The sequence below is a fragment of the Thermoplasmataceae archaeon genome (assembly GCA_038729425.1).
GTDB lineage: Archaea > Thermoplasmatota > Thermoplasmata > Thermoplasmatales > Thermoplasmataceae > B-DKE.
Genome location: JAVYSB010000001.1, coordinates 157,755 through 178,891 on the forward strand (window position 1 = coordinate 157,755; position 21,137 = coordinate 178,891).

The following is a 21,137-nucleotide window of genomic DNA, read 5'->3' on the forward strand; positions in this document are numbered from 1 at the left end:
ATAGAGTTAAACTTTCCTGAACTGACGCTGGTAAGTATGTTTAGGCTTGAAGCGCGTGGTGACCTTATTGTCAACCTTGAGAGTTCTGGAACCCTGATAACAATAGATCGCGATCGTTACAGTATTTTTGAAAAATCACGTGTGGAATCTATTGCGATCTTGTCTGAGATCGGTGGAAGGCTTCTGGGTCACGAAGTCAAAATTGAATGTCCGGAGGTGCACTTTGAGTCTGACGGTAACCGTCTCAAGGTCTTATCCAAACTCTCAAGCAATGATGCTGCAGGCGGAAAAGTCGCAGCTATAGTGCTGGTCTCGGCGGCAATGCTATCCCTCCTGAACAGCATAAAGGGCGAGGATTTCATGATAAATGATGAGAACAATTTTACCAAGATAAAGAACCTGGAGATAACAAGAATCGAGAAAATCCTTGATTAAACGATCTCTGTCAAGACAATTTCCGGCCAGCTATCCTTGTTGTATGATACAGAAGCGGCAAAATAGTGACTAGAATTTGAGTTGGCAACCACGTACCCTCTGATTTCCCGGAGGTGTATGGTCATATTGGCATAATGGCTTAGCTTCTGGTAATCATCCTCGTCCGCAATGATCATTATTATCCCGGTGGTTCTAATTGGATTGAGGAGATTTGACAATCCTCCAAGGAACTGGTCACCGTAGATGAACCTCAGATAATCTGTTGAAAAAATGTAAGCAGCCGGCTTTGCAGATGAAGAAAGATAGAACTCCAGGACCTCACTCGGAAAATCGTCTTCAACGCTTTTTCCCTCAATATTGATAACATAAGGGTTTGATTTTTTGGATTTCTCCGCAGTTATATAGTGGCTTATCCACTCTTTGTCCGCGGCTGAAACCATCACTCTAGAGGTCTCGTAGTTGCTCGACGAGGCGTCGATTACCCCCCTTCCGTTAGCTATTGTATGCAGGACAAGGTTGTTCTTGATGAGCTTGACAATTTCATCAACATTATTTGTATTGTTGACGCGATGGATCATTATAACAGACCCGAGCGGAATACTTGCTTCCTCAGAGTCGTTGAGAACACCAAGAGAAGGGTTTCCTATGGAGACAGAAAACTGTTTTGACTCGTCCTTCAGAGTGTGCTCGACCTTGGTTTCCGGATACAGAACGGGTATTCTCTGGAAAGGCATGAACACGCCGTTCAACAGGGTATAAAGGAAGAAAGGACTCGATCCTACCGATACTCCCCTCAGTTTATCGAGGACGACAGATCTGACTAGGAAGTGATCGTTCAGCATGTAATCTAGTGTTATTACACCATCAGAAAAATACTCCAGTTTGGTGCTCTCTTTCTCTTCCATGATGCAGATTAGTCCAGCTCCAGAAGATTCCACCAGGTCCTTCTGCAGTATTGAGAATATCAGTTCTCTGTTGAGCCTGTATGTCTCCGAAAGGGCGTCTATGGAGTCGATAACTATAATTGGGTTCATCCCCATGTTTTCATCGACGAAGTCATACATTGCCTCAATATCAGGCATAAGTTCACTGACGTTGAAAACGAGTCCACTGTCAAAGGTATAAGATTCCTTCGCGGTTATCTTTTCCTCTATACTCTTCTCCATCTTCTCAAGTGAGCTTCTCACAACATTGTTGAGGTTAACCTGGTTTTGATTGGCATAAATCTTTCCCGATTTTATTTCCTTGATCCACGGGTACTTATCCCTCAGCGGCTCGTCGTAAGATCTTGCAGGAAGGTAGAAAACGGGTGTATCATCCTTTATCTGACCGATGAACTCGAGAGCGAAAGTAGTCTTACCGGCACCGGGTTTGCCCTTAATGATAAGAGACTTGCCAGTTCCCTGATAAAAGAATTGCTTTAACAGACTCATTAAATCCTCATTGGGCATATTTTCCTCCGATCAATCCTCGTCTATTATACCACTTGCTGGCTCCCACTGCTCCCCATATCTTGTAATTTGACCATACTGGATTGGATCCATTGACGAATGCCCTATCACTGCGATAAGATATATATTTTTCTCTACGCAAACGCTTCTAATTTGCTCAAGACCTCTTGCTATCTCGAAGAAAGGGTGATACAGCATGAGAAAGTCAAAAACGTCGATATAGACGATCTGTGGATTCAGTTCATTTATTTTCTTAATTATTGCATCAATAATAAATGTTAGATTTACAGGACGGCTCTTCTGGGGGCCTGCAGAGTCTGTGACCCATATGAAATTTTCCTGCTTTACAACATCAGGCGCATCTATCATAAGATTGTATCTTGAGGTAAGCAATACTTTCTTCCAGGGTATTCGCTTCGAAACTATGAGATTCAAAAAATGTTGTGCATTCTTTGGGTTAGTATAATAGCTTTGGCCCGGATAAAGGCCGTTTCGTGCCATATATATGGTGAAATCATCAATGACGCTCAGGTGTCTCAACAGTCTGTTTGTAAGAGCATCTCTTAGCCTGGAACGAGTAAGAAGCAAGTCCTTCTCCTCGTATTTGACGAGGGCACAGGTAAGAGCCACACTATCCTCTACTACGATGTCCTTTGTGTGAATCAGGATGATAATCGAAGTCCTTTTCGGCGTCAACACATATTCTTTAATTGTATCGCTTACCTCTCCATCCACGAAGAATACCACCGCAGACGGAGTTTCTGTGGGAGCAGAAAGGGGGAGCTTTGTTGTTACCGTATATGGCATTCCCAAGGGACCGAAAAGGTCATCAACGACAGAATTATGTTTCTTATCTCTGTCGTAAACCAGTATCATGCTGTGTCAGTACATTGAAAACCATATTTAAATCTTTGTCATTACATAACAATATATCTGAGTATGCGCAATCAATCTAATATAACATAGTTATGGAAAAATTAAATGGCATTAAGAAGGACCTCTGAACATAATACCAAACCCTTTCTTTCAGTTTCTAGAAGAGCCCTTAAGCGAGAACCAAAGCCCTCCGCTTCAAAATTACTGAAAGTACGACAGCTCTGTTATCCACTGAGATATATTTTAAATCAGTAGTACATTACATAAACATGGAATTCTACGAGCAAATATTGAGTCTCAAGGAACAATTCAAGACATCGGACAAGTTCCAATTACCAGGGAATTTTAAAAATATGGTTATTTCCGGAATGGGAGGATCCGGAATTGCTGGGAAAATATTCCAGGATTTATACAATGAAAAACTTCTGTTTGTGAACGAATCCTACGATATCCCCAGGTGGGTGGACCAATATACTCTATTTATAGGAATCAGTTACTCGGGGAACACCGAGGAAACGCTGGCCGCATTGGAAGCTGCTATCAAAGCTGGAGCGCAGACAGTCAGCATTTCTTCCGGTGGGAAAATATCACGCATGGCTTCTACTAACGTCGTAGTTCCAGGGGGGCTACAACCTAGGTCTGCGCTAGGTTACCTAGTGAGTCCCCTTCTCAACACATTCAACATAATAAATAGCGCTGGAAAAGAGAGAGTTTACGAACTGCTTGACGAACTGGATAAGGAACATAAATTCCTTGACCTTGTTGCAAGTGAGATAGTAGAAGATGAAAAGATACCTGTTCTCCTGACCCTCCCTGGGTTCAGGTCAGCAGGGTTCAGGTGGAAAACACAGTTCAACGAGAACGCGAAGATCCTTTCATTCTCCCTGAATTTCCCAGAACTCGATCACAATGATATCATGGCTTTCGAGAGGTCGTATCTCAGGGAGAGATTTTATCCAATTGTTATAGGGGATACCACAAACAGCCAGATGGAAAAGAGGATAAGTGCGACTTCAAACCTAACAGGATACAAATTCAAACTGCTGCCAGTGAAGGGAAAAAATCCTGTAGAGAAGATTATGTACGCGATCCACTGTGCTGACTATGTCTCCTATCACGCTTCTATCTTGAGGGGATTGGATCCGGAAGACGTGAGTGTTATCGAGAAGCTAAAATCTGAGCTCGTGAAGTGATTCCCCCAGCGACATGTAGATCAGCCAACGATCTGTGAATTACCTGGAGGAAGTATTCCCTCAACCTCATCAGTGGAGAATTCAAGCTCTCTCGCTATTATCTTAGCTACCTGGCCCCTTTTCTGGCCCCCAGGTATGATGTTTACCTTCTTTCCCTCAATCTGTGCCGTCGATGTAGTCGGGCCTATGAAGGGAATGGCAATGCCATTTTCCATTACCCTGCAAATCGTCAGCCCCACCGGCAGGTCAAAAACGTAATTCCTCTTTCCACGGATTATCCAGGAACCTTTGGAAACATACTCTCCTGACTCTGGAGTTTTGCTGACTTGAGATGGAAGAACCCAGTAAGCTGATCCGGATGTGATTCCTGCAGCCCATGCCCGCGAAAACGAGAATGCAAATATTGCCGCTTCACGGATGGTCTGTTCACTGGGCTTTGAGTCACCTTCTACTTTTATTATGGTGCTCGGTGCTCCATGTATATCAGCATGAACATAGATATCCCTGTCCGATAGATGCTTCTTCACGATCTTCTCGTTGCTTTTTGCGTCGCGCCCAGCTATAACAAGAAAACCTTCTGAAGACCTGAACCAGTGGTACACCTCGAACCAGAATTTGGGCCGCTTCCTTACGGCAGTCGATTTTGTGGATGCAAGGTTCATCTGCTTCTTAGTCTCTTCTATAGCCTGTTCTGCTCCAACGATCTTGGATCTGAAAGATTTGGACTCTCCAAACACCAGGTTTGCATTTTCCCCGGCGGAGACTGTGTAATCAAGTATGATTTCTGTGTCATCAATACTTATTCTGAATTTCTTTTTCACTGGGTCTATACTGGACACAGGATGGCCTTGTATTTCCTTTATTGCCTTGATCCCTTTTTCATTAAGTATGTTCTGAAATTCTTTCAGGATGGATTTAACCAGCCCGAGGTTAGACATTATGACTTTTCCAATGTTCTGATACATGTTCATCTGTGTGGTGAATTCCTCAATGCTCTTTCTCTGGGATTCGATCCTGCGTTCAAGAGGAGATTCCTTCCTGGATTCTTCCGGATAGTTGTCCAGATAATACCTGTATCCTTCGGACAGATCGTTAAATGTTCTCACTGGGTCTTTGCCCAGATGGTATAATTTGATTGGAGATATTATCTGTTCAGTATCGTAGTAAAATGCCCCACTTTTCTCGCTCTCCTGAACCACCTCGTCTATTTTGGCAAGTATAGCCATGCCTTTGTCCTGAAGGGATTTCGATGGCAAGTCCTTGTCTATTCCAAGCCGGAACGCAACTTCTTCAGCAATATCACCTCCAAGATTCATTCGAGTGGCCAGTGTCTGGACTATGGATCCTTTGCTCTCTGACAGCACCATAGACATTTCTTCAGGAGAGTATGATAATGGATCTGTAAGTCCAGGGGGGATGTATTTCTCCCCCTTCACAAGCTTTCTGTTCCTCCATTCCCTGGGATTGAAAACAAAATTCATCAACCCTGATTCACTGATAATGAGATTGCCCTCGCGAAAGAGTTCAAAAATGATTTCCTGCCCTGTATTCAGTTCTATTTTCACGACGCGGTCGAAGTTGATCTGTTCAATATTAACGATTTTTCTCTCTGAAAGGCTCTTTCTGAGAATCATGGCGACAGAGGATGCCTCATCGGGTGTTCTTAGATCATAAAAGAAGATGCCTTTAGTGAGTGAAACCATCAAATTTCTGCGCTTTACGTCTGACCTGTATATCTGGAAAATGAATTCATTTGAGGATATCTGGAAAATCTTTTTTATAAAAGATCCACTTATTTCCTGGCCATAGGTGGCAATAAATGCGTGAAAATCAAGCGAAGATTGCTTCAGCTTCATTGTTACGCCCTTATCAGCGGAGCGCTTAATTAACTTTTTAACCTCCTGGCGGGAAAGGATGTGCCATTTTTAATTCTTATAACGCATGACCATGGGCAATGGATCAGCTAACTGGTGCACTGAAATGGAACAGTGTCGATCTAAAATATATAATGGTGAAGAACAGTGATGGCCTGAAAGACGTTGTCCTGTTGCTCGATCCCATTGGTCATGTGAGAGACATTGAACACCTCGAGATAGTCAGGAAGGCTCAAGGCCTCAATCTTAATTTGCTGGTGATTTTACCTGAGATTAAGGCTGAAGTTGGGAGCCATGTTGAACCCCTTTCTGAATCGTTTTCTTTTGCCTGCAGCAACTTGGGTCTGGAATCCCCTGTTCTTATAGGCAGCGGCTACGCGGCACTCGCAATTATAGTATCCCTAGTTAACAGAAAGGTTGGATCTTCTGGATTCATAGCAATCTCCCCTGAATACAGTGAAGGTATCTTTTCACTCCTCTACAGAATAGAAGAACCCGTCTGGTACATATATGGACGGGGGGGTCCTGTTGAGGAGGAAAGGGTTATGTTTCGGTATCATGATCTCACAGCCGGTTCGAGGCTTGTAAAAATTTCAGGAAACGCAAGGGATATATTTGTGGAACGGCCATCGCAATTTATTAGCCTTCTCGCCGATTACCTTGATCATGTCTGAATATAAGTCCGTGCTAAAAATCCAGGTCCGTTATGGCGACATGGACACCCTTGGCCACGCTAACAATGCAGTCTATTTCACTTATTTCGAACTGGGGAGGATCGATCTTCTCAGGAAGAACGGACTGTTGCGTGAAATTGAGAGTATAAACTTCGTACTTGCTAGGGTCGAGGCTGACTATCTCAAACCAATAACGCTGTTCTCGATGCCCGTCCTAGAAACTTATATATCCAGAACAGGGAATACAAGCGTAACGTTCGATCATGTAATACTCGAACTCGGTACAGAAGAGGTCTACTGCAGGGGTAAGACCATCGCAGTGTTCATGAAAGACGGCCAGAAAACTCCTGTTCCCGTGGAAATCAGGAGAATTGCGTCAGATCATGCCGGAGCCATGCTGTAAGGGAGCCAGGCCAACCAGGCAGGCGTGAACGGAATCATGGCCCAAAGTGTGAAATGAATAGCCATGTCTAAATATATATTCTTCCTGAAATAATAAATTACACCATAGATAAGCCCTATTGAGAACATGTCAATAAGGTAGAATACCGCAAAGAAACCTGGATACGCTCCCGGAGTTGCTATCAGTACCGAAGAATAGAAGATAGCGTATAAGAAAGCCTGAATTATTGTTGCCATCCCGGATCTGGTAAGAGAGGACAGATAACTCGTTACAACATACCTGAAATTCAGCTCCTCCAGCAGGACGGGAGCATAGAATGTAACAGTAAGATAAGAGGCACTTTCCCCAGTTACTGCATATAAATAATACCAGAGAAATAATACTGTAAGCAGGACAACAACATCTCTAGAAAAGACCAGTTGCCTGATCCTGGCCCCGATATCACCCTGCAGGTAAATTAAAAAAATCAAAATGATAGGGGTTGATGTAACATATATCCAGTAAGAATATACGGCCCCGGATAAATATACTGAGAAGAAAAGGAAGAAAATCACAGCCTCAAGGGCCACGAATAAGAGAATTCTAAGCCTGCGACCTGGCCGCATGATTATCTCCATATGAGTTCAAGCTTACATTTGTTGCGATCCACATAACTGGAAGGGATACCATCCAGATCGCTATAGCAAGGGTGCTCTGTTCCCCGATCCCGGAGATTCCTTTCCACAGGACGACGTTTCCGATCACTGTAATGTAGAACAGGACAATCGCAAACATGCTGAACATCATTGTGATAAATTCCAGATACACCCTTTTCTGATTTGGGTCTAATGTTCCATAGACGTAACCGGTAATGACCCCGGCAGCAAGGCTACTAAAGGTCATAACGGAAAACCATTCGACATATGTATATGCGTAAACAGAAACCGCGGGGATGAACCATGAAAACATGAGACAGAATGACATTATCGACATAATATAGACAAATAACGTTCCTATCTTCCTGAATCTGACCACTGTTGAAATGATAGTCGAAATTGTAATGCCCTCAATGAACATTACCAAATTGATGGAAACAAAAAAGAAGAGATTTCTTTCCATTCCATAATATATGCCAGTTGTTTCCAAAAGTGGCACTAGAATTAGGAAAACGGCGGACAGTACGTAAGGAGATACGGTCTTCTTATGAAGCAGTATGAGCTTTAGTCTTAGCCTCCTCCCCTTGATGTAGAAAACCAGAAGAAAAATATTGGTCATGGCAAGCAGGACTATGCTTTCAAGTATCAGTGGGATGACCATTACAGAAATAAGCAGGGTTACCGCAGTTGGAAACGCCGCAGTTATGCCCTCACACTGGCAGCTCAGCACAGAAAGCGCCCCTGAGAGAGTTCCGCTAAAGGCACTTGTTGAAGCGCGCTTCCTGACGTACCGGAATATCAGCGTATAATTCTCTGTGAGGACTGAAGAGAGCCCAGCAAACAATGCAAGGGTCTGGGAACTTATGGTTAGAACAAAAAGCCTGGAATAAATGACGAGAGACCCAGCAAAGAACGCCGGGACACCGGCAGGATTTTCATCATCATAAATGGAACCGACGTACATCACGGGTGAAAATGAAGGGACAAAGTATATCCTCATGAGACCTGAGAGATAAAACATCAGGAAGAAGACAGCATAGAATATGGATGCCCTGTAAATCGAGACTTTTCCTTCGTACGCATACTTGTAGAAAATGTAGACATTAGCAGCCAGAGAAATTATCAGGAAAATGTCTATATTTGGTACGTAAACGAACACTGAGGCGAGTAGGGCATAGTAGAGCATGGTAAGAAGTGAAAAGTAAAACTGAAGCGTCCTGATTCTCGGATATTCAAGCGAAACAACGAAGGGGAAAACCAGAGCCGGAGCTATGATCTCAATGGACTCCAAAAACACGGATTTCTCATATAAGAGGTATCCGGAGGAATGACCAAAATAAAATGCGGCAACTACGCTACCCAAGGAGATCAAAGACAGCCAGAGCGATAACTTCCGGACTTTCATATGAAGGCAATCCAGATGGAAACAAGGATAAACAGTAGATAGTAATTTGAAGCGTGAAATGCCTTTTTGAATCCTTCAAGCTTGTGATCACCCAACATGGAAGATACAACAAAGTAAAGCATTATGCCATCCATCAGGACAGCAATAGGGAGATAATACATTCCTACCTGGATCTGGTGCACAAATATCGGGAGGATGGAATAAAGCACCAGTATGAGCGTATTGATGAAGATCCACTGGCTGCCTCTCTTTATCCCAACCACAGCGGGCAGCATCGGTACTTCAGCCCGGCTGTAATCTTCAGTATTCCCGGCAGCAAGGCTCCAGAAATGAGTTGGAGTCCAAAGGAACACTAGAAACGCTATAAAGAGGGATGTGAATGATACAGATCCAGTAACGGCAGCCCATCCAGCGAGCGCTGGAAAACTACCAGCTATGCCTCCTATCACAATGTTCCATGTCGTCCTGCGCTTGAGGAAGATTGTGTACAGAAATACATAGCTGAGGAAACCCCCGAGGATAAAAAGAGATGTGAGTGGATTGATCGCAAAATATGCCACAGGCAGAGAGACAAGCACCATTACTATTCCCATTATCAGGTAGGATCTCCTGTTTCCAATGTGGATTATCCTGTTTCTTGAGAGGGTTCTTTTCATTCGGCTGTCAATGTCAACATCGTAAACATTGTTGAAAACCGATGCAGACATAGATGCAAGGGTTCCGGATATAAGTAGGGGCACAAGTAGAATTATACGAGATGCTGATGATGGAGCAACCAGAAAGCCTGTTACAGCTACTATGTCTATGAGTACCGTGATTTCAGCCTTTGTAATTTTCATGAAGTCGCGTACGTTCATTTCAAACCGGCGTTCCTCTATCTCCAACCTAAATTTAACCTTGCCGAGTCACGTTTCAGTCTCATAACTTCAATCCTGCTTCAACCAGCGAAAGAAACGGGGGAAAAGTTAAAATTCCGTTAATCCCCACCTGCACTAGATTCATGAAGCCTGAGTGCATTCCGCTGATACCCATTGACAAGCCCTGCGCGTCTGGGAAATTAATACCCGTAACTCTATGTTGGGAACCGACAGGCAGTGCTGGGTTTACGGATGGTGATCCACCTGATCCTGAACTGGAGTTAACCGGCAGGACATTTATTGTGCCAACCATGGTAGTGGGGTGAACCTCACACCAGTACGTATAGGTGCCAACCGCCAGTGCGTACCATTCTCCGGTATAGACGGAACCGGGTATTGGGTTGATAGCTCCGATAACAGAATAATATGCCGCCATGTTTTCATTTGACCCTTTAGCTATGTACAGGTCGTGTGGCAGAGTGTCTGTTTCAATCACAGTGAATGTTACCACAGTGCCAACCGTGTAGTTGAGTGTAGGATTAATCGGTATGGATCCGTTTGAGTTGCCGTAACTTGTAGGTGTGTCCCACCCGAGAACATTTGCGTAAAGAGTGGTACTCACCTTGTAAGCAGGATTTGCTGGTATTGTTTGTGAAAGAACGGAAGTAGGTTGTGGGCTTATGACGAACCCTACAGACCCTGCAACCGCGAGGACAACAATCAACGCGAAGGCAATCCCGCCTTTGTTACCGGGCATGATTACTTACCTCCTCCAGCCACAGCACCTGGGGAAGTTTCAGGGAAGTTTGGCTCGAGCACATTTGATGTATCCGTAGTGGGTGACTTCAGCCAGCTCGAAGCAATATTATAGAGGAATATCAGCTGACCTACACCAATTATCAGTCCTCCGAGAATTGCAGTATCCTGGAAAGGCTGGAAAAATGCGAAATATCCGTCGACCGCCCTCGGCATACCAAGAAACCCTCCAGTGGTCCAGGCAAGTGACATTATCATGGATCCAATCGCTGTCAGTCCGAAATGCCACCTTGCTAGCCTTTCGTTATACTTCCTTCCACGGGTGAAAGTTGGGAAAAGAACATAGAATGCTGCAAAAGCAATTCCCGTGGTTATACCAAGAAATATGAAGTGGAAGTGACCGGTAACCCAGTATGTCCCGTGAACTATTTCATTGACCCCCACGTTACTTTGCATGACACCCGTAATGCCGCCAATGATGAAATCAATGATACCGTTTATTATGAAGAGCATGGGCGTTGTCATCCTTATCCTGGTAGCCGTCCACAATGTAGCAATATAGTTAAATACCGTGATGGCCGACGGTATTACAATAAGGAATGATGCGGTGCTGAAAATGAGGTCCCACATGACACCAAGCCCAGAATTCATTAGATGATGCCCCCAGACCAACATGCTAAGTATGAGCAGTAGTCCAAGTCCTAGTATAGCAGATGAACGGCTGTATATTTTCGCACCAGTAAAGGTTGGCAACAATTCATATATTACACCGAAGAAGGGAATAACCGGGATATAGACGATGGGGTGGCCCCAGAACCAAAACAGGATTGTAAACAAAAGAACGTTACCTGAGGAAGCGACAAAAAAGATTGGATTGAAAAAGTCATAAAACAACATGCCCAATGCTACCACTACAGGACCGAGAGAAAGTATGGCAAGGATCATGGTGAATAGAACCGACCACGCAAAGATTGACATATTGTCCAGCCTGACCGAATTACCGCGATCAAGAAGGATCATCCTAATCACCACTATGCAGATGATAATCAGTGCAACGAATATGAGTTCAAGGCCAATTATCGCTAACCAGTTATCAGCTCCGGCACCATTAAGCGTAGCTTGAAGTGCAAGAGGAGGATAGAAATACCATCTTGTGGATGTTCTGGAGAGAATTATGAATATTCCGCCTAGGAGCCAGACCCAGTATGCGAAGGAGGAATAATTCCCCATAGTGTCTCTCTTTATCCTAATTGCTGATGGAAGGAGGTAATATGAAAGTCCGACAGTTATGCCCAGAGCCCACATATATATCATAAGTGTAGCATGCTGGGTAAGCACAATATCATACAAATCGGGAGTCAATACAGAGGGTGTCGGCACGGATAGGCTTACCCTAAGCAGGATTCCAAATGCCCCGGCTATGAAGAAAAAAAGAAGGCTGGTGAATATAAATCTCAGTCCTATACTCTTGGAATCGTTGTACATGAAAATTGACCAGTCTGCGAAGCGCTGCCTCGATATTAGTTGGTCCCTTGCGTAAGAATCCGGATCTGCATAATCATGGCTCTCTGCGTCGTCAACCAGCGCGTCTCTTCTTGAATTATATAAATAGTATATGAAAAACATGACAAGGCCAGCAACAGACAGCCCAAGAGAATACTCAAGCAGCGTAACGTAAAGTGCCATCAGGGCACCACCGTCATGTAGCCTCTCATTGTGTAGTGACCCTGACCGCAGTATTCCACACAAACAAAATAATAGCTACCAGTATGCGTTGGCGTGAACTGAACAACATTGGTCTGGCCAGGAACTGCGTAGGATTGTACACCTAATTGGGGAATAAGAAGCGAGTGAATAACCGCGGAACTCGTTTGCGTGGCTGCAGACGTAATTACAAGTGTATATGTTTCGTTAACTGCTACGTTGAAAGCGTCGTAGGTAGTATTCCCCGTAGAATTCGTAAAGGACCAGAGCCACTGGGTAGCCACAACATCAATTACATTTGGGCCGGTAGGGATTTTGCCGTAATCGGCCTGGGCAATCTCAGTGGATTGATTCTGCACCACCATAAAATTCCAGTACATTGCAACAGAAATAACCGCAAGTACGCCAATCATCCATAGCAGTTCTGTCTTGATCTTCTTGTTCATCTGAAGTCCTCCCAATTATGCGATCGATCTGCTTTCTTAAAAACTGGGTAAATCAAAAGTAATATCGTAAGGGCTCCACTTGCTATTCCGGAAGCCATGAAGGGTGCTGCGACTGCGGCTGTCTGGGAACCGGGGTTCCCTCCAAAAAACCTCGCAAAAGAGTAAGCCAGCAGAAGGTCACTGACGACTCCGATAATTACAGACGCAATAAAGAAAATGAGAATTATCTTAATTTTCTCATCCATAAATGTGTGATACACCTGCTTTATATAAGTCTTTTCGAAATTGATGTCGGACAATTGCTCGGTAAACCTTATTTTAACGTAGTCTACATATAAAAAGTGTAAAATATAATTAGAATCAATCACTGTCGTCTATCACCAGAGTCGTCAAATCAGCAACAATTTAATATATTCAAACACGCAGAATTCGTTGTGAATTGCTAAAAATACGATTCGATAGATAATAATGTTCCGAGGAATCGGTTCATAAAGGGAAATTAGAAATTAAGCGACGAATGTAAAAAATGTGTATCATACACCCAATACGCGTCAAGATTTTAAGCATTAAGGAAACTTTGCCATTCTTATAAAAACCTGAACTTAGTATATTGGATCTCAAGCCATTGGTCACTATACTCTAAAAATAGGGAATGGTAATTTAATCCATATCTCTCGTTGCAACCTTGAGTTTTTCCTTTTTCTTGGGTTGATCTATGTCTTCGAAGCTTCCGCTCATACTTTCAAGCACCTTTGGAAGTGTGGTGTATTCCATATCCTCATCCGGCAGTCTGTGAGGTTCGAAGGGCCCCATTCTCCTCATGTAGTCAACAATATTTACGGCTGTTTTTCTTGCTCCATCGAAAGCTGGATCATCAAACATATCCACAGGACCTGAAAGAAGGCCGTCCTTCAGAACAAACCCGAGGGCAACGACTCTTGGAGGGCCGTCAAATCTTGTCATCTTGGCGTCCTTCATCCCGACAGGCATAAGTGGCCCGTTAAACGATCCTCTCATCCAGCCTGACACGAGAAACGGATACGAAAAGGCCTCAAGAGATTCACCGGCAGCAGGGAGTCCCGATTGCAACCTTACTATTCCAGCGGGATCATCCTTTCCAACATATTCGCCGGCAATGAAAGACAACTTGTCCGTGGAAATTACCGCAACGTTCTCGTCAGGGAGTTTCTCATGAGATGGTTTGGTATACACCCTCTTAATCACGTATTTGCTCTTGGATCCTATCATCGCCAGAATGTCGTACGTCCTTTCCGGACTAGGAAGAAAGATCCTCTTTGCTTTCATTATGTCCCATATTTCAAAAATAAAGCCTTCATGCATGTTAGGGTCAATCACCAAGCCCGGTGTGTTAAACGGATCCGAAAACATTTTGAAAATAGGGTAATTGAAAGCTCCAGGTTCTGTCTTATCCATCATATAAACAATAAAAGGTTCGGATTTCCTTGGGGATATCTCCATTTCCGCAATTCCCGGTCCCATCCCTTTAATGTTTCCGGAGAAAGCATCTTTTAAGAGATCCTGCCCCGCACCGTACAAACCGAACTTCTTCGCCACCGCAGTACCAGCTTTAAATGCTTCCCAGGCAAGTCCGTGGACTTGTGAATTATCAATTCCGAGACCATGAATCATGGTTATCTGTATATCATCTCCAACGTGGGATATCCTGTAATCTGATAGAATTCCCTTACTGTGATCCCTTACATAACCGTCAACTGCCTCAACTACTGGAGCAAAAACGCTCGAATGGCCGGGCAAACTTCCTATATCTGCTTTAATATGGGAAATAGTAGTTTTCATGATATCCTTTTCTTATGGAATTAACAATTAAAAACTTTCTCTATATTTCGGGCATACAAATATAATATGCGCACTGATCGCAGAAAAACTAAATAATAGAATCTCAATGAGCGTCAGATGATTTCGGGGCTGGAAATAGCTGTAATTCTCATATTTGCATGGATTGTCATTTTAATTTCCCTCCGGGAAAGAATATTGAAAACAAAACACTTTTCATTGCTCGGTCCTGCCCTGATGATAAAGACTACGAAAAACCGAGGTGTCCTTGATGGGATTTCCAAGCGTTTTCCAGCCATAGTTTTCGGAAAGCTTTCAGTGATTCTTTCCCTTCTGACTCTCATATTCGCAATGTTCCTGATAGTCTATGAGACGATCTTGGTGTCGTCTGTGAGGATCACTACCGCCCCACCGCTGAGCTATTATATAGCACTTCCCGGGATAAACCCGGCAATTCCTGTAGTCTATGGAGGGATTGCTCTCTTTGTGTCCGTCGTAGTTCATGAAATCATGCACGGCGTTGTTGCGAGAAAGCAGAAGATGAAGGTGAATTCCGTCGGTGCATTGTTCTTTGTTGCTCCCCTGGGAGCATTTGTGGAACCGGATGAGCAGGAAATGAGCAATGCCGATCCGGTTGTGAGGAGACGCATCGTTGCCGCTGGACCTGGTGTAAACATTGTAATAGCTTTAATCACCATATTCCTTCTGCTTTTTGTCATGATGCCAAGCGTACATCCCGTAAGCAGTGGCATGTATGTCGAGCAGGTTTCCCCTATGCCATTGGTGAACAACACAAACATATTACCAGGGAGCCTCATCACCTCTTTTGGGAATTATTCAGGTGATTCTGTTAACAGCCTTTCCACCGCTTCCACGCTTAGACCCGGGACCACGTATAACGCTACCTATGTCTATGAGGGTAAGACTGTGGACACAAAACTAGTAGCCGGCGTCAATATAGTCAGTACGATTCAGGGATTTCCGGCCAACAATTTCAGCAGCGAGCTTTCTGGATCTGTGATCATATCAGTGAACAACGGAATTGTGACAAATGAGAACGAACTGACCGGAATACTCGATAACATCACACCCGGAAGTACGCTTTCACTGACCGTGCTTTATCACAATGAAACTACTCAAAGCAATCAGCAGAAGACATTCAGCATTACCACCGTATCCAAGTATTCGTATTATCAGCAGTTTGATCCTTCTGCTAACAATGTCGCTTACAGGACCCAGAGTTTTATTGGCGTAGAATCTAGCTACCTCGGGCTTGAAGGAGTTCCAGTTAACTCAGTCATATCAGAAGTTTTTGGCGGAACAATGCTGACCGGAGGATTCGAAGGGGTCATTTATGCAATAGCTCTTCCATTCCTTGGGCTATCACCTGTTCCCGCGTACCTGCAGTCCCTTACGGTTACGCCGTTTATGCCTGCCGTGTTCTGGGGCGTAGTGAACTTACTTTACTGGTTCTTTTGGATCAACTTTCTTCTGGGACTATCCAATATTCTTCCGATATCAGTCTTTGATGGCAGCCAGTTTCTCAGAGATACCTTATATATCTGGGGAAGGCGAAAAAGGCTTAGCTTTTTGAAAAACGAGAAAACCGTAAGGATGATAATAAACACTATTGGCCTGATTATCGTAATGATACTGATCTATGAGATCGTTTTGCCCTATATAGCATGATGAGAACCCACGATCTCTCATCCACCAGAAGCGTAAAGAAAATTTGTGCCCATATGACGGAAGATAAATAATCGAGAGGAAAAAGTCCATATATGGTTTCATAATTGTCTGCCGCTACAGTTATTGTGGATATATTTGATACAGGTCGAACAAAATGGCGTTTCCTGAAGCTGTTGAAAGAAGACTCAACAAAAAGATTTGCATGAGATGCAATGCCAGAAATTCTCCCAGAGCAGAGAGATGCAGAAAGTGCGGGTATACCGGGCTTAGAATGAAAGCGAAGGAGAGGAGAGGTGGACAGTAAGTCCGTATCCTCCAGCAGTGACTTACCCAGAATTGCGATCATTCGCATGGAGGGCACCAATAATGAAGATGAAGCATACTACTCTTTCAAAAGAAGCGGTTCCCTGCCTAATTTTATCCATATAAATGAGATCAGCCGTGGCTTGGTTGACCTAGATGATTATTCGTCCATATTCATTCCGGGTGGCTTCTCTGCAGGTGATTATGTTAGAGCGGGAGCAATTTTCGCTGCTAGGCTTAGATATTCTGTCATGGACAAACTTTTAAAATTTATTGATACAGGAAAGCCGGTAATTGGGGTATGCAACGGGTTTCAGGTTCTCGCTGAGCTGGGTCTTATTCCTGATGTCGATGGTAAGAAGGGGCGGGTAGTAACTCTTGCGCCCAACGAATCTTTCCGATACGAATGCAGGTACGTTTATTTCAAAATGGCTTCGAAGAACAAAATTTTCAGTAAAAGATTCAAGATTGGGGAACCGAGGCAAGTACCTGTTGGTCACGCTGAAGGAAGAATAAGAGCCGTAAACAAGAATTTGCTTGAAAGAATTTCAGATAATAACCAGATCCTTTTTAAATATTCAAATCCAGAGGGGGATGGGTGCGGATACCCCTGGAACCCGAACGGATCGGATCTGGATACAGCAGCCATTACTAACCCAGAGGGAAATGTTGTGGGTCTGATGCCGCATCCAGAAAGAGTCTATTATCCTTTTCAGATGATGGGCAAAGAAATGACCGGCGAAAGGGGTACGGGCAAAGATTTCTTTGATTCCATAGTGGAATACACGAGAAAAAACAGGTAATTTCGTTACTTCAGTGCATGTGTGCTGAGAAACTCAGTTGTTCTTTCTTTGAAAACCTCGAGGGTAGAGTCATTTACTATCATGTAATCTGCAAGGGCTATTACGTTGCCTATGCCCCAGGATAGTTCCCTGTTGTCCCTCTCCAGGAGTCCCTGTTCGGACTTTATGTCGTCTGGGCGGTTCCTGCGCATGATTCTATCGAGTCTGTCCCTCCTGTTCGCGAAAATGGCAACCACGGATAACGTTTCATATTTCTTCTGGAAATATTCCAACTCCTCGTAATTCCTCACGCCATCAATCACGATATTCTCTCTTCCCTCTATATAAAGGCAGGTTCTCTGAGCCCAGATATGCTTCCCGTGCTTCTCTCTCTCCTGAGTGGCGAACGCTCCTACCTCATGATCACTTAGCTCTATGCCATTTTCGACAGCATATTTTCTGACAGTATTCCCCATGTGAACGTCTGTGAAACCGAAATTATTGGCAACATTTATAAATTCGTCCTTGCCTGCCCCCGGCATTCCCGTAACCAACATCATTTACTTACCGCCCAAACATGAAGCCCATCCCGCTTTCGGCCTCGTCCTCTTCTTCCTTTACCTTCTCATATATTTTTTGGCCATTCTTCACTTCCTTGAGATCGTCCAGTTTAAGTTCGGCTATCCTAGAGAATATCGCCTCAGTTCCCTCAAGAATCACGTATAGGGAATCGGACTCCCCGCCATAGTTATCAGCGTTTCTGTATATGATTGTCTGTCTTCCTATTATATCGTCAGAGAGAAGGATGTCAAGAGTCTTCCGCGCTTCTTTCTTTAAAGAGTATACCTTATACATGTTTACCGGTGATTCGTATGGCTAATTAAAATGTTGCAGTTACGCATTCACGGGGGCACTCATGTATTTATAATGATTGTTATAATATTTTTATTTTACGTATAATCAGTATTATTCAGCGTTAATGCAAACAAAGGTATTAGAACGAGATTGGAATTCCTGTGGCAATGTCGAACATAGACCTTAACCTCTCAGTAGGAGGTCCACAGGGTGGAGGTATTGACACTTCTTCAAACATGATCAGCAGAGCCTTTGCATCTTCGGGATATAATGTACTAGGTGTAAGAGAATTTCACTCAAACATCAAGGGTAGACACAGTTACGTTCATTTAAGAATTAAGCAAGAAAGACCAAGATCGCTGAAGTACCCACTGGACTTCCTTGTAGCGCTAGACCCTGACACAATTTTTGAGCATCTTGACGACGTATCCACTGGCTCAACAGTGATATACGACAAGAATGATGAGTCATCGGAACTTTCGCAGGCAAGAATGATAATGAGAGATACCTTCAAGAGGATAAACAGCACCTTGCAGGAAAACGGCTTTGAACTCAACGTCAAAGGTGCACTTGAGTTAATGAAGAAAAGGGGGGCGAGGATCGTTGGCATTCCCTTCTCAAAGGTCGTCGAGGGTGTTGAACTTGACGGACCGGCCACAAGATACGCAAACGTTCTTGGTGCTTCACTTACTCTTTCCATAATCGGACTCGACAGAAAATTCACGAAAGGTTCCCTAAAGCATATTTTTGGCAGTAAGGAAAAAGTCATTGAACTCAATGGCAAGGTAGTTGACGCTGCGTATGACTACTGCAGTGAGAATAAACTCTCTGGAAAGACTCTGGCTGACAAAGATGCTCCACCAAGGATGCTTCTTACAGGAAACGATGCGGCTGCTCTCGGAAAGATCATGGGCGGGCTGAGATTCCAGACCTATTATCCAATCACTCCAGCCAGTGACGAAAGCGCCATACTGGAAGAGCATGAGCATATCAAGTGGCTTTCAAGCGAGAACGAGATGCTTACCAAAGGCGGAATAACAGTAGTACAGACTGAGGACGAACTTTCAGCTATCACAATGGCAGAAGGAGCCGCGCTCACCGGCGCGAGAACCGCGACTGCTACCAGTGGCCCTGGATTCTCGCTTATGGCGGAAGCAATTTCATTCGCAGGAATAGACGAGATCCCGGTTGTCATAACACTTTACCAGAGAGGCGGACCAAGTACGGGCCTTCCCACGAGAAATGGACAGGCTGATCTGATGTTTGCCTTGAATACCGGTCACGGTGAATTCCCAAAGATGGTAATGTCTTCGGGGGACGTCGAGGAATGCATTTATGACTCAATGAGTGCGCTTAACTATGCTCAGAGATACCAGCTTCCTGTTATTCACCTTATTGACAAGAATCTTGCCAATACCTCTGATTTTGTTCCAAAGATTGACACTAGATTAGTGAAAGTAGATCACGCACTGAAGACTGAGCACAGAGATGACTTCAAGAGATACACTCTTAACACTGATAACGGCATCTCTCCCATGGGATATTTCGGGAAAGATATATTCTGGATGACCGGCGACGAACATGACGAACTTGGCCATGTTACTGAGGATCCCGTTATAAGAGACCAGATGATGGTAAAGAGATTCAGGAAATTGCAGCTTGCAGCTGAAGAAATTCCTGATAGCGAAAAAGTATTGGTTTATGGGAAGAAGGACGCAAAGATCACTTTCATCACCTGGGGTAGCCAGAAGGGAGTGGTGCTCGATGTTATCGAAGCCTTGAAGGCTCGGGGCATTGAAGCGAACCTGCTCTATCTCAGGATGTTCGAACCATTCCCGTCAAAGTTCGTACAGGATTTTCTTTCCAAAGCTGGGACAGTCATAGATGTTGAAAGTAATATGACGGGACAGGCAGCAAAGGTAATCAGGATGAACACCGGAATAGAGATAACTAACTTTATTTTGAAATACAATGGAAGGCACATAACAGAGGATGAACTGGTGTCTGCGACTAAGGAAATAGTTGGAAAGAAGAATAAAACGGTGGTGTTGGAAAATGGCGCATAATTTTAGATCGGATGTTGCAATTGACTGGTGCCCTGGTTGCGGCGACTTCGGTATCGTCACAGGATTAACCCAGGCGCTTTCTGAACTTAACTACGGGCCAAACGATGTCGTGGCTGTCTCGGGAATTGGCTGCTCTGGAAAAACGCCACATTACCTTAACATTGCAGGGGTTCACACGCTTCACGGAAGATCAATTCCATATGCTACCGGAGTAAAGCTTGCAAATCCAAGACTAAAGGTCATCGTTACCAGTGGTGATGGTGACATGCTCAGTATTGGTGCAGGACATTTTGTTGCCGAGGGAAGGAGAAATACTGGCCTTACGATAATCCTTTACGATAATGAGGTCTATGGTCTGACAAAGGGTCAGGCTGCTCCGACCATGGCACTAGGCGAGCGCACAAAGGGATTGTCGAAACCGAATATATACGGAAAAGTAAACCCAATAACACTGGCACTCTCTTCTGGATACTCATTCGTTGCCAGAGGGTTTTCCTTTGACACAAAGCATCTGAAGGATCTTGTGAAGAAGGCGCTGGTCCATGAGGGGTCGTCATTCATCGACGTGCTACAACCTTGCCCCACGTATAACAATATCAATACTATGGAATGGTACAAGAGCAGAGTATATAAGATAGATGACGAGAAGGGCTGGGACCCTGTTGTGCTGCCGGACACTCCGGCACAGAAGGTAAACGAAAAATTCAACAATGCTTACAGCAGAGGACTTGAATGGGAAGACAAAATACCCATAGGAGTATTCTTTGATAACAGGGCTATTCCAAGCTTCGTAAAGAGAATAGCGGAGAATGTCCCAGATTATCTTACAAACCCTCCCTCTGATCAGATTGTAGCAGGCCCAGACGGATTCACGAATGTCGATCCTTTCAAGACATTCGCTGACAGAGTAATCTAATA

22 protein-coding genes are annotated in these 21,137 nt (G+C 44.1%); 9 read left to right on the forward strand and 13 right to left on the reverse strand.

Annotation, left to right across the window (positions count from 1 at the left end; all coding sequences use genetic code 11):
* Positions 1–36: 36 nt before the first annotated feature.
* Entirely contained in the window at positions 37–435 is a 399-nt protein-coding gene (locus QW597_00750; GenBank protein MEM0155117.1) for a hypothetical protein, read from the forward strand.
* Here QW597_00750 and gvpD read toward each other — a convergent pair.
* Both gvpD and QW597_00760 read right to left on the reverse strand, forming a co-directional pair.
* The gene (gvpD, locus tag QW597_00755; GenBank protein ID MEM0155118.1) at positions 432–1,868 is read right to left on the reverse strand and encodes a gas vesicle protein GvpD P-loop domain-containing protein; all 1,437 of its coding nucleotides are present in this window, start codon (positions 1,866–1,868) and stop codon (positions 432–434) included. The two genes, QW597_00750 and gvpD, sit on opposite strands and share 4 nt — an antisense overlap.
* A gap of 30 nt (positions 1,869–1,898) precedes the next feature.
* The gene (locus tag QW597_00760) at positions 1,899–2,762 is read right to left on the reverse strand and encodes a DUF835 domain-containing protein (GenBank protein ID MEM0155119.1); all 864 of its coding nucleotides are present in this window, start codon (positions 2,760–2,762) and stop codon (positions 1,899–1,901) included.
* Positions 2,763–3,031: 269 nt separating this feature from the next.
* Here QW597_00760 and QW597_00765 point away from each other — a divergent pair, with 269 nt between their 5' ends.
* A complete protein-coding gene (locus tag QW597_00765; GenBank protein ID MEM0155120.1) occupies positions 3,032–3,955 on the forward strand; it encodes a bifunctional phosphoglucose/phosphomannose isomerase in 924 nt (307 codons plus the stop codon).
* 20 nt (positions 3,956–3,975) lie between these two features.
* Here the strand turns inward: QW597_00765 and rqcH are convergent, their stop codons facing one another.
* Positions 3,976–5,811, reverse strand: a complete 1,836-nt coding sequence (gene rqcH, locus QW597_00770; GenBank protein ID MEM0155121.1) for a ribosome rescue protein RqcH — start codon at positions 5,809–5,811, stop codon at positions 3,976–3,978.
* A 98-nt stretch (positions 5,812–5,909) separates the two neighbouring features.
* Here rqcH and QW597_00775 point away from each other — a divergent pair, with 98 nt between their 5' ends.
* A complete protein-coding gene (locus QW597_00775) occupies positions 5,910–6,503 on the forward strand; it encodes a hypothetical protein (GenBank protein MEM0155122.1) in 594 nt (197 codons plus the stop codon).
* Complete coding sequence (locus QW597_00780; protein MEM0155123.1) at positions 6,496–6,906, forward strand: thioesterase family protein; 411 nt, start codon at positions 6,496–6,498, stop codon at positions 6,904–6,906. The genes QW597_00775 and QW597_00780 overlap by 8 nt, the downstream gene beginning before the upstream one ends.
* On the opposite strand, the gene QW597_00785 is transcribed toward QW597_00780, so the two are convergent.
* From QW597_00785 to fbp, 8 genes are all read right to left on the reverse strand, one after another.
* A complete protein-coding gene (locus QW597_00785; protein MEM0155124.1) occupies positions 6,885–7,511 on the reverse strand; it encodes a hypothetical protein in 627 nt (208 codons plus the stop codon). The two genes, QW597_00780 and QW597_00785, sit on opposite strands and share 22 nt — an antisense overlap.
* Positions 7,489–8,946: a hypothetical protein gene (locus QW597_00790; protein ID MEM0155125.1), complete on the reverse strand. Its 1,458-nt coding sequence runs from the start codon at positions 8,944–8,946 to the stop codon at positions 7,489–7,491. Before QW597_00790 ends, QW597_00785 begins: the two co-directional genes overlap by 23 nt.
* Positions 8,943–9,830, reverse strand: a complete 888-nt coding sequence (gene cyoE / locus QW597_00795) for a heme o synthase (GenBank protein MEM0155126.1) — start codon at positions 9,828–9,830, stop codon at positions 8,943–8,945. Before cyoE ends, QW597_00790 begins: the two co-directional genes overlap by 4 nt.
* Before the next feature lie 34 nt (positions 9,831–9,864).
* A complete protein-coding gene (locus tag QW597_00800) occupies positions 9,865–10,560 on the reverse strand; it encodes a hypothetical protein (protein ID MEM0155127.1) in 696 nt (231 codons plus the stop codon).
* Between the two features lie 2 nt (positions 10,561–10,562).
* Positions 10,563–12,245 (reverse strand): cbb3-type cytochrome c oxidase subunit I, encoded by a 1,683-nt coding sequence (locus QW597_00805; GenBank protein ID MEM0155128.1) that lies wholly within the window; start codon positions 12,243–12,245, stop codon positions 10,563–10,565.
* The gene (locus tag QW597_00810; protein ID MEM0155129.1) at positions 12,245–12,709 is read right to left on the reverse strand and encodes a hypothetical protein; all 465 of its coding nucleotides are present in this window, start codon (positions 12,707–12,709) and stop codon (positions 12,245–12,247) included. The genes QW597_00805 and QW597_00810 overlap by 1 nt, the downstream gene beginning before the upstream one ends.
* The gene (locus QW597_00815) at positions 12,706–12,954 is read right to left on the reverse strand and encodes a hypothetical protein (protein ID MEM0155130.1); all 249 of its coding nucleotides are present in this window, start codon (positions 12,952–12,954) and stop codon (positions 12,706–12,708) included. Before QW597_00815 ends, QW597_00810 begins: the two co-directional genes overlap by 4 nt.
* A gap of 415 nt (positions 12,955–13,369) precedes the next feature.
* Complete coding sequence (gene fbp / locus QW597_00820) at positions 13,370–14,527, reverse strand: fructose-1,6-bisphosphate aldolase/phosphatase (GenBank protein ID MEM0155131.1); 1,158 nt, start codon at positions 14,525–14,527, stop codon at positions 13,370–13,372.
* 117 nt (positions 14,528–14,644) lie between these two features.
* Here fbp and QW597_00825 point away from each other — a divergent pair, with 117 nt between their 5' ends.
* The 3 genes from QW597_00825 (at position 14,645) to purQ (ending at position 17,319) form a co-directional block, all read left to right on the forward strand.
* Positions 14,645–16,213 (forward strand): site-2 protease family protein, encoded by a 1,569-nt coding sequence (locus QW597_00825; protein MEM0155132.1) that lies wholly within the window; start codon positions 14,645–14,647, stop codon positions 16,211–16,213.
* 154 nt (positions 16,214–16,367) lie between these two features.
* Positions 16,368–16,517, forward strand: coding sequence for a 50S ribosomal protein L40e (locus tag QW597_00830; GenBank protein ID MEM0155133.1), 150 nt, complete (start codon positions 16,368–16,370; stop codon positions 16,515–16,517).
* Positions 16,507–17,319: a phosphoribosylformylglycinamidine synthase subunit PurQ gene (gene purQ / locus QW597_00835; protein MEM0155134.1), complete on the forward strand. Its 813-nt coding sequence runs from the start codon at positions 16,507–16,509 to the stop codon at positions 17,317–17,319. The genes QW597_00830 and purQ overlap by 11 nt, the downstream gene beginning before the upstream one ends.
* A 5-nt stretch (positions 17,320–17,324) precedes the next feature.
* On the opposite strand, the gene QW597_00840 is transcribed toward purQ, so the two are convergent.
* Together QW597_00840 and QW597_00845 are read right to left on the reverse strand one after the other, a co-directional pair.
* Positions 17,325–17,858, reverse strand: a complete 534-nt coding sequence (locus QW597_00840) for an AAA family ATPase (GenBank protein ID MEM0155135.1) — start codon at positions 17,856–17,858, stop codon at positions 17,325–17,327.
* A 4-nt stretch (positions 17,859–17,862) separates the two neighbouring features.
* Positions 17,863–18,153 carry a hypothetical protein gene (locus QW597_00845; GenBank protein MEM0155136.1) on the reverse strand — a complete coding sequence of 97 codons (291 nt, stop codon included), beginning with the start codon at positions 18,151–18,153 and terminating at the stop codon, positions 17,863–17,865.
* A gap of 167 nt (positions 18,154–18,320) precedes the next feature.
* On the opposite strand from QW597_00845, the gene QW597_00850 reads away from it, so the two are divergent.
* Together QW597_00850 and QW597_00855 are read left to right on the forward strand one after the other, a co-directional pair.
* A complete protein-coding gene (locus QW597_00850; protein ID MEM0155137.1) occupies positions 18,321–20,219 on the forward strand; it encodes a 2-oxoacid:ferredoxin oxidoreductase subunit alpha in 1,899 nt (632 codons plus the stop codon).
* Positions 20,209–21,135 (forward strand): 2-oxoacid:ferredoxin oxidoreductase subunit beta, encoded by a 927-nt coding sequence (locus QW597_00855; protein ID MEM0155138.1) that lies wholly within the window; start codon positions 20,209–20,211, stop codon positions 21,133–21,135. The genes QW597_00850 and QW597_00855 overlap by 11 nt, the downstream gene beginning before the upstream one ends.
* The last annotated feature ends 2 nt before the right edge of the window (positions 21,136–21,137 follow it).

What these genes read in the sequence shown, in the direction of transcription:
- QW597_00855 (MEM0155138.1), top strand. Translation starts at nt 20,209, where the DNA reads ATGGCGCATAATTTTAGATCGGATGTTGCAATTGACTGGTGCCCTGGT.
- QW597_00775 (MEM0155122.1), top strand. Translation starts at nt 5,910, where the DNA reads ATGGATCAGCTAACTGGTGCACTGAAATGGAACAGTGTCGATCTAAAA.
- QW597_00760 (MEM0155119.1), bottom strand. Translation starts at nt 2,762, where the DNA reads ATGATACTGGTTTACGACAGAGATAAGAAACATAATTCTGTCGTTGAT.
- QW597_00840 (MEM0155135.1), bottom strand. Translation starts at nt 17,858, where the DNA reads ATGATGTTGGTTACGGGAATGCCGGGGGCAGGCAAGGACGAATTTATA.
- QW597_00850 (MEM0155137.1), top strand. Translation starts at nt 18,321, where the DNA reads ATGTCGAACATAGACCTTAACCTCTCAGTAGGAGGTCCACAGGGTGGA.
- fbp (MEM0155131.1), bottom strand. Translation starts at nt 14,527, where the DNA reads ATGAAAACTACTATTTCCCATATTAAAGCAGATATAGGAAGTTTGCCC.
- QW597_00780 (MEM0155123.1), top strand. Translation starts at nt 6,496, where the DNA reads ATGTCTGAATATAAGTCCGTGCTAAAAATCCAGGTCCGTTATGGCGAC.
- QW597_00800 (MEM0155127.1), bottom strand. Translation starts at nt 10,560, where the DNA reads ATGCCCGGTAACAAAGGCGGGATTGCCTTCGCGTTGATTGTTGTCCTC.
- QW597_00825 (MEM0155132.1), top strand. Translation starts at nt 14,645, where the DNA reads ATGATTTCGGGGCTGGAAATAGCTGTAATTCTCATATTTGCATGGATT.
- QW597_00805 (MEM0155128.1), bottom strand. Translation starts at nt 12,245, where the DNA reads ATGGCACTTTACGTTACGCTGCTTGAGTATTCTCTTGGGCTGTCTGTT.
- QW597_00750 (MEM0155117.1), top strand. Translation starts at nt 37, where the DNA reads ATGTTTAGGCTTGAAGCGCGTGGTGACCTTATTGTCAACCTTGAGAGT.
- QW597_00785 (MEM0155124.1), bottom strand. Translation starts at nt 7,511, where the DNA reads ATGCGGCCAGGTCGCAGGCTTAGAATTCTCTTATTCGTGGCCCTTGAG.
- QW597_00845 (MEM0155136.1), bottom strand. Translation starts at nt 18,153, where the DNA reads ATGTATAAGGTATACTCTTTAAAGAAAGAAGCGCGGAAGACTCTTGAC.
- QW597_00790 (MEM0155125.1), bottom strand. Translation starts at nt 8,946, where the DNA reads ATGAAAGTCCGGAAGTTATCGCTCTGGCTGTCTTTGATCTCCTTGGGT.
- QW597_00815 (MEM0155130.1), bottom strand. Translation starts at nt 12,954, where the DNA reads ATGGATGAGAAAATTAAGATAATTCTCATTTTCTTTATTGCGTCTGTA.
- rqcH (MEM0155121.1), bottom strand. Translation starts at nt 5,811, where the DNA reads ATGAAGCTGAAGCAATCTTCGCTTGATTTTCACGCATTTATTGCCACC.
- QW597_00830 (MEM0155133.1), top strand. Translation starts at nt 16,368, where the DNA reads ATGGCGTTTCCTGAAGCTGTTGAAAGAAGACTCAACAAAAAGATTTGC.
- QW597_00765 (MEM0155120.1), top strand. Translation starts at nt 3,032, where the DNA reads ATGGAATTCTACGAGCAAATATTGAGTCTCAAGGAACAATTCAAGACA.
- gvpD (MEM0155118.1), bottom strand. Translation starts at nt 1,868, where the DNA reads ATGAGTCTGTTAAAGCAATTCTTTTATCAGGGAACTGGCAAGTCTCTT.
- QW597_00810 (MEM0155129.1), bottom strand. Translation starts at nt 12,709, where the DNA reads ATGAACAAGAAGATCAAGACAGAACTGCTATGGATGATTGGCGTACTT.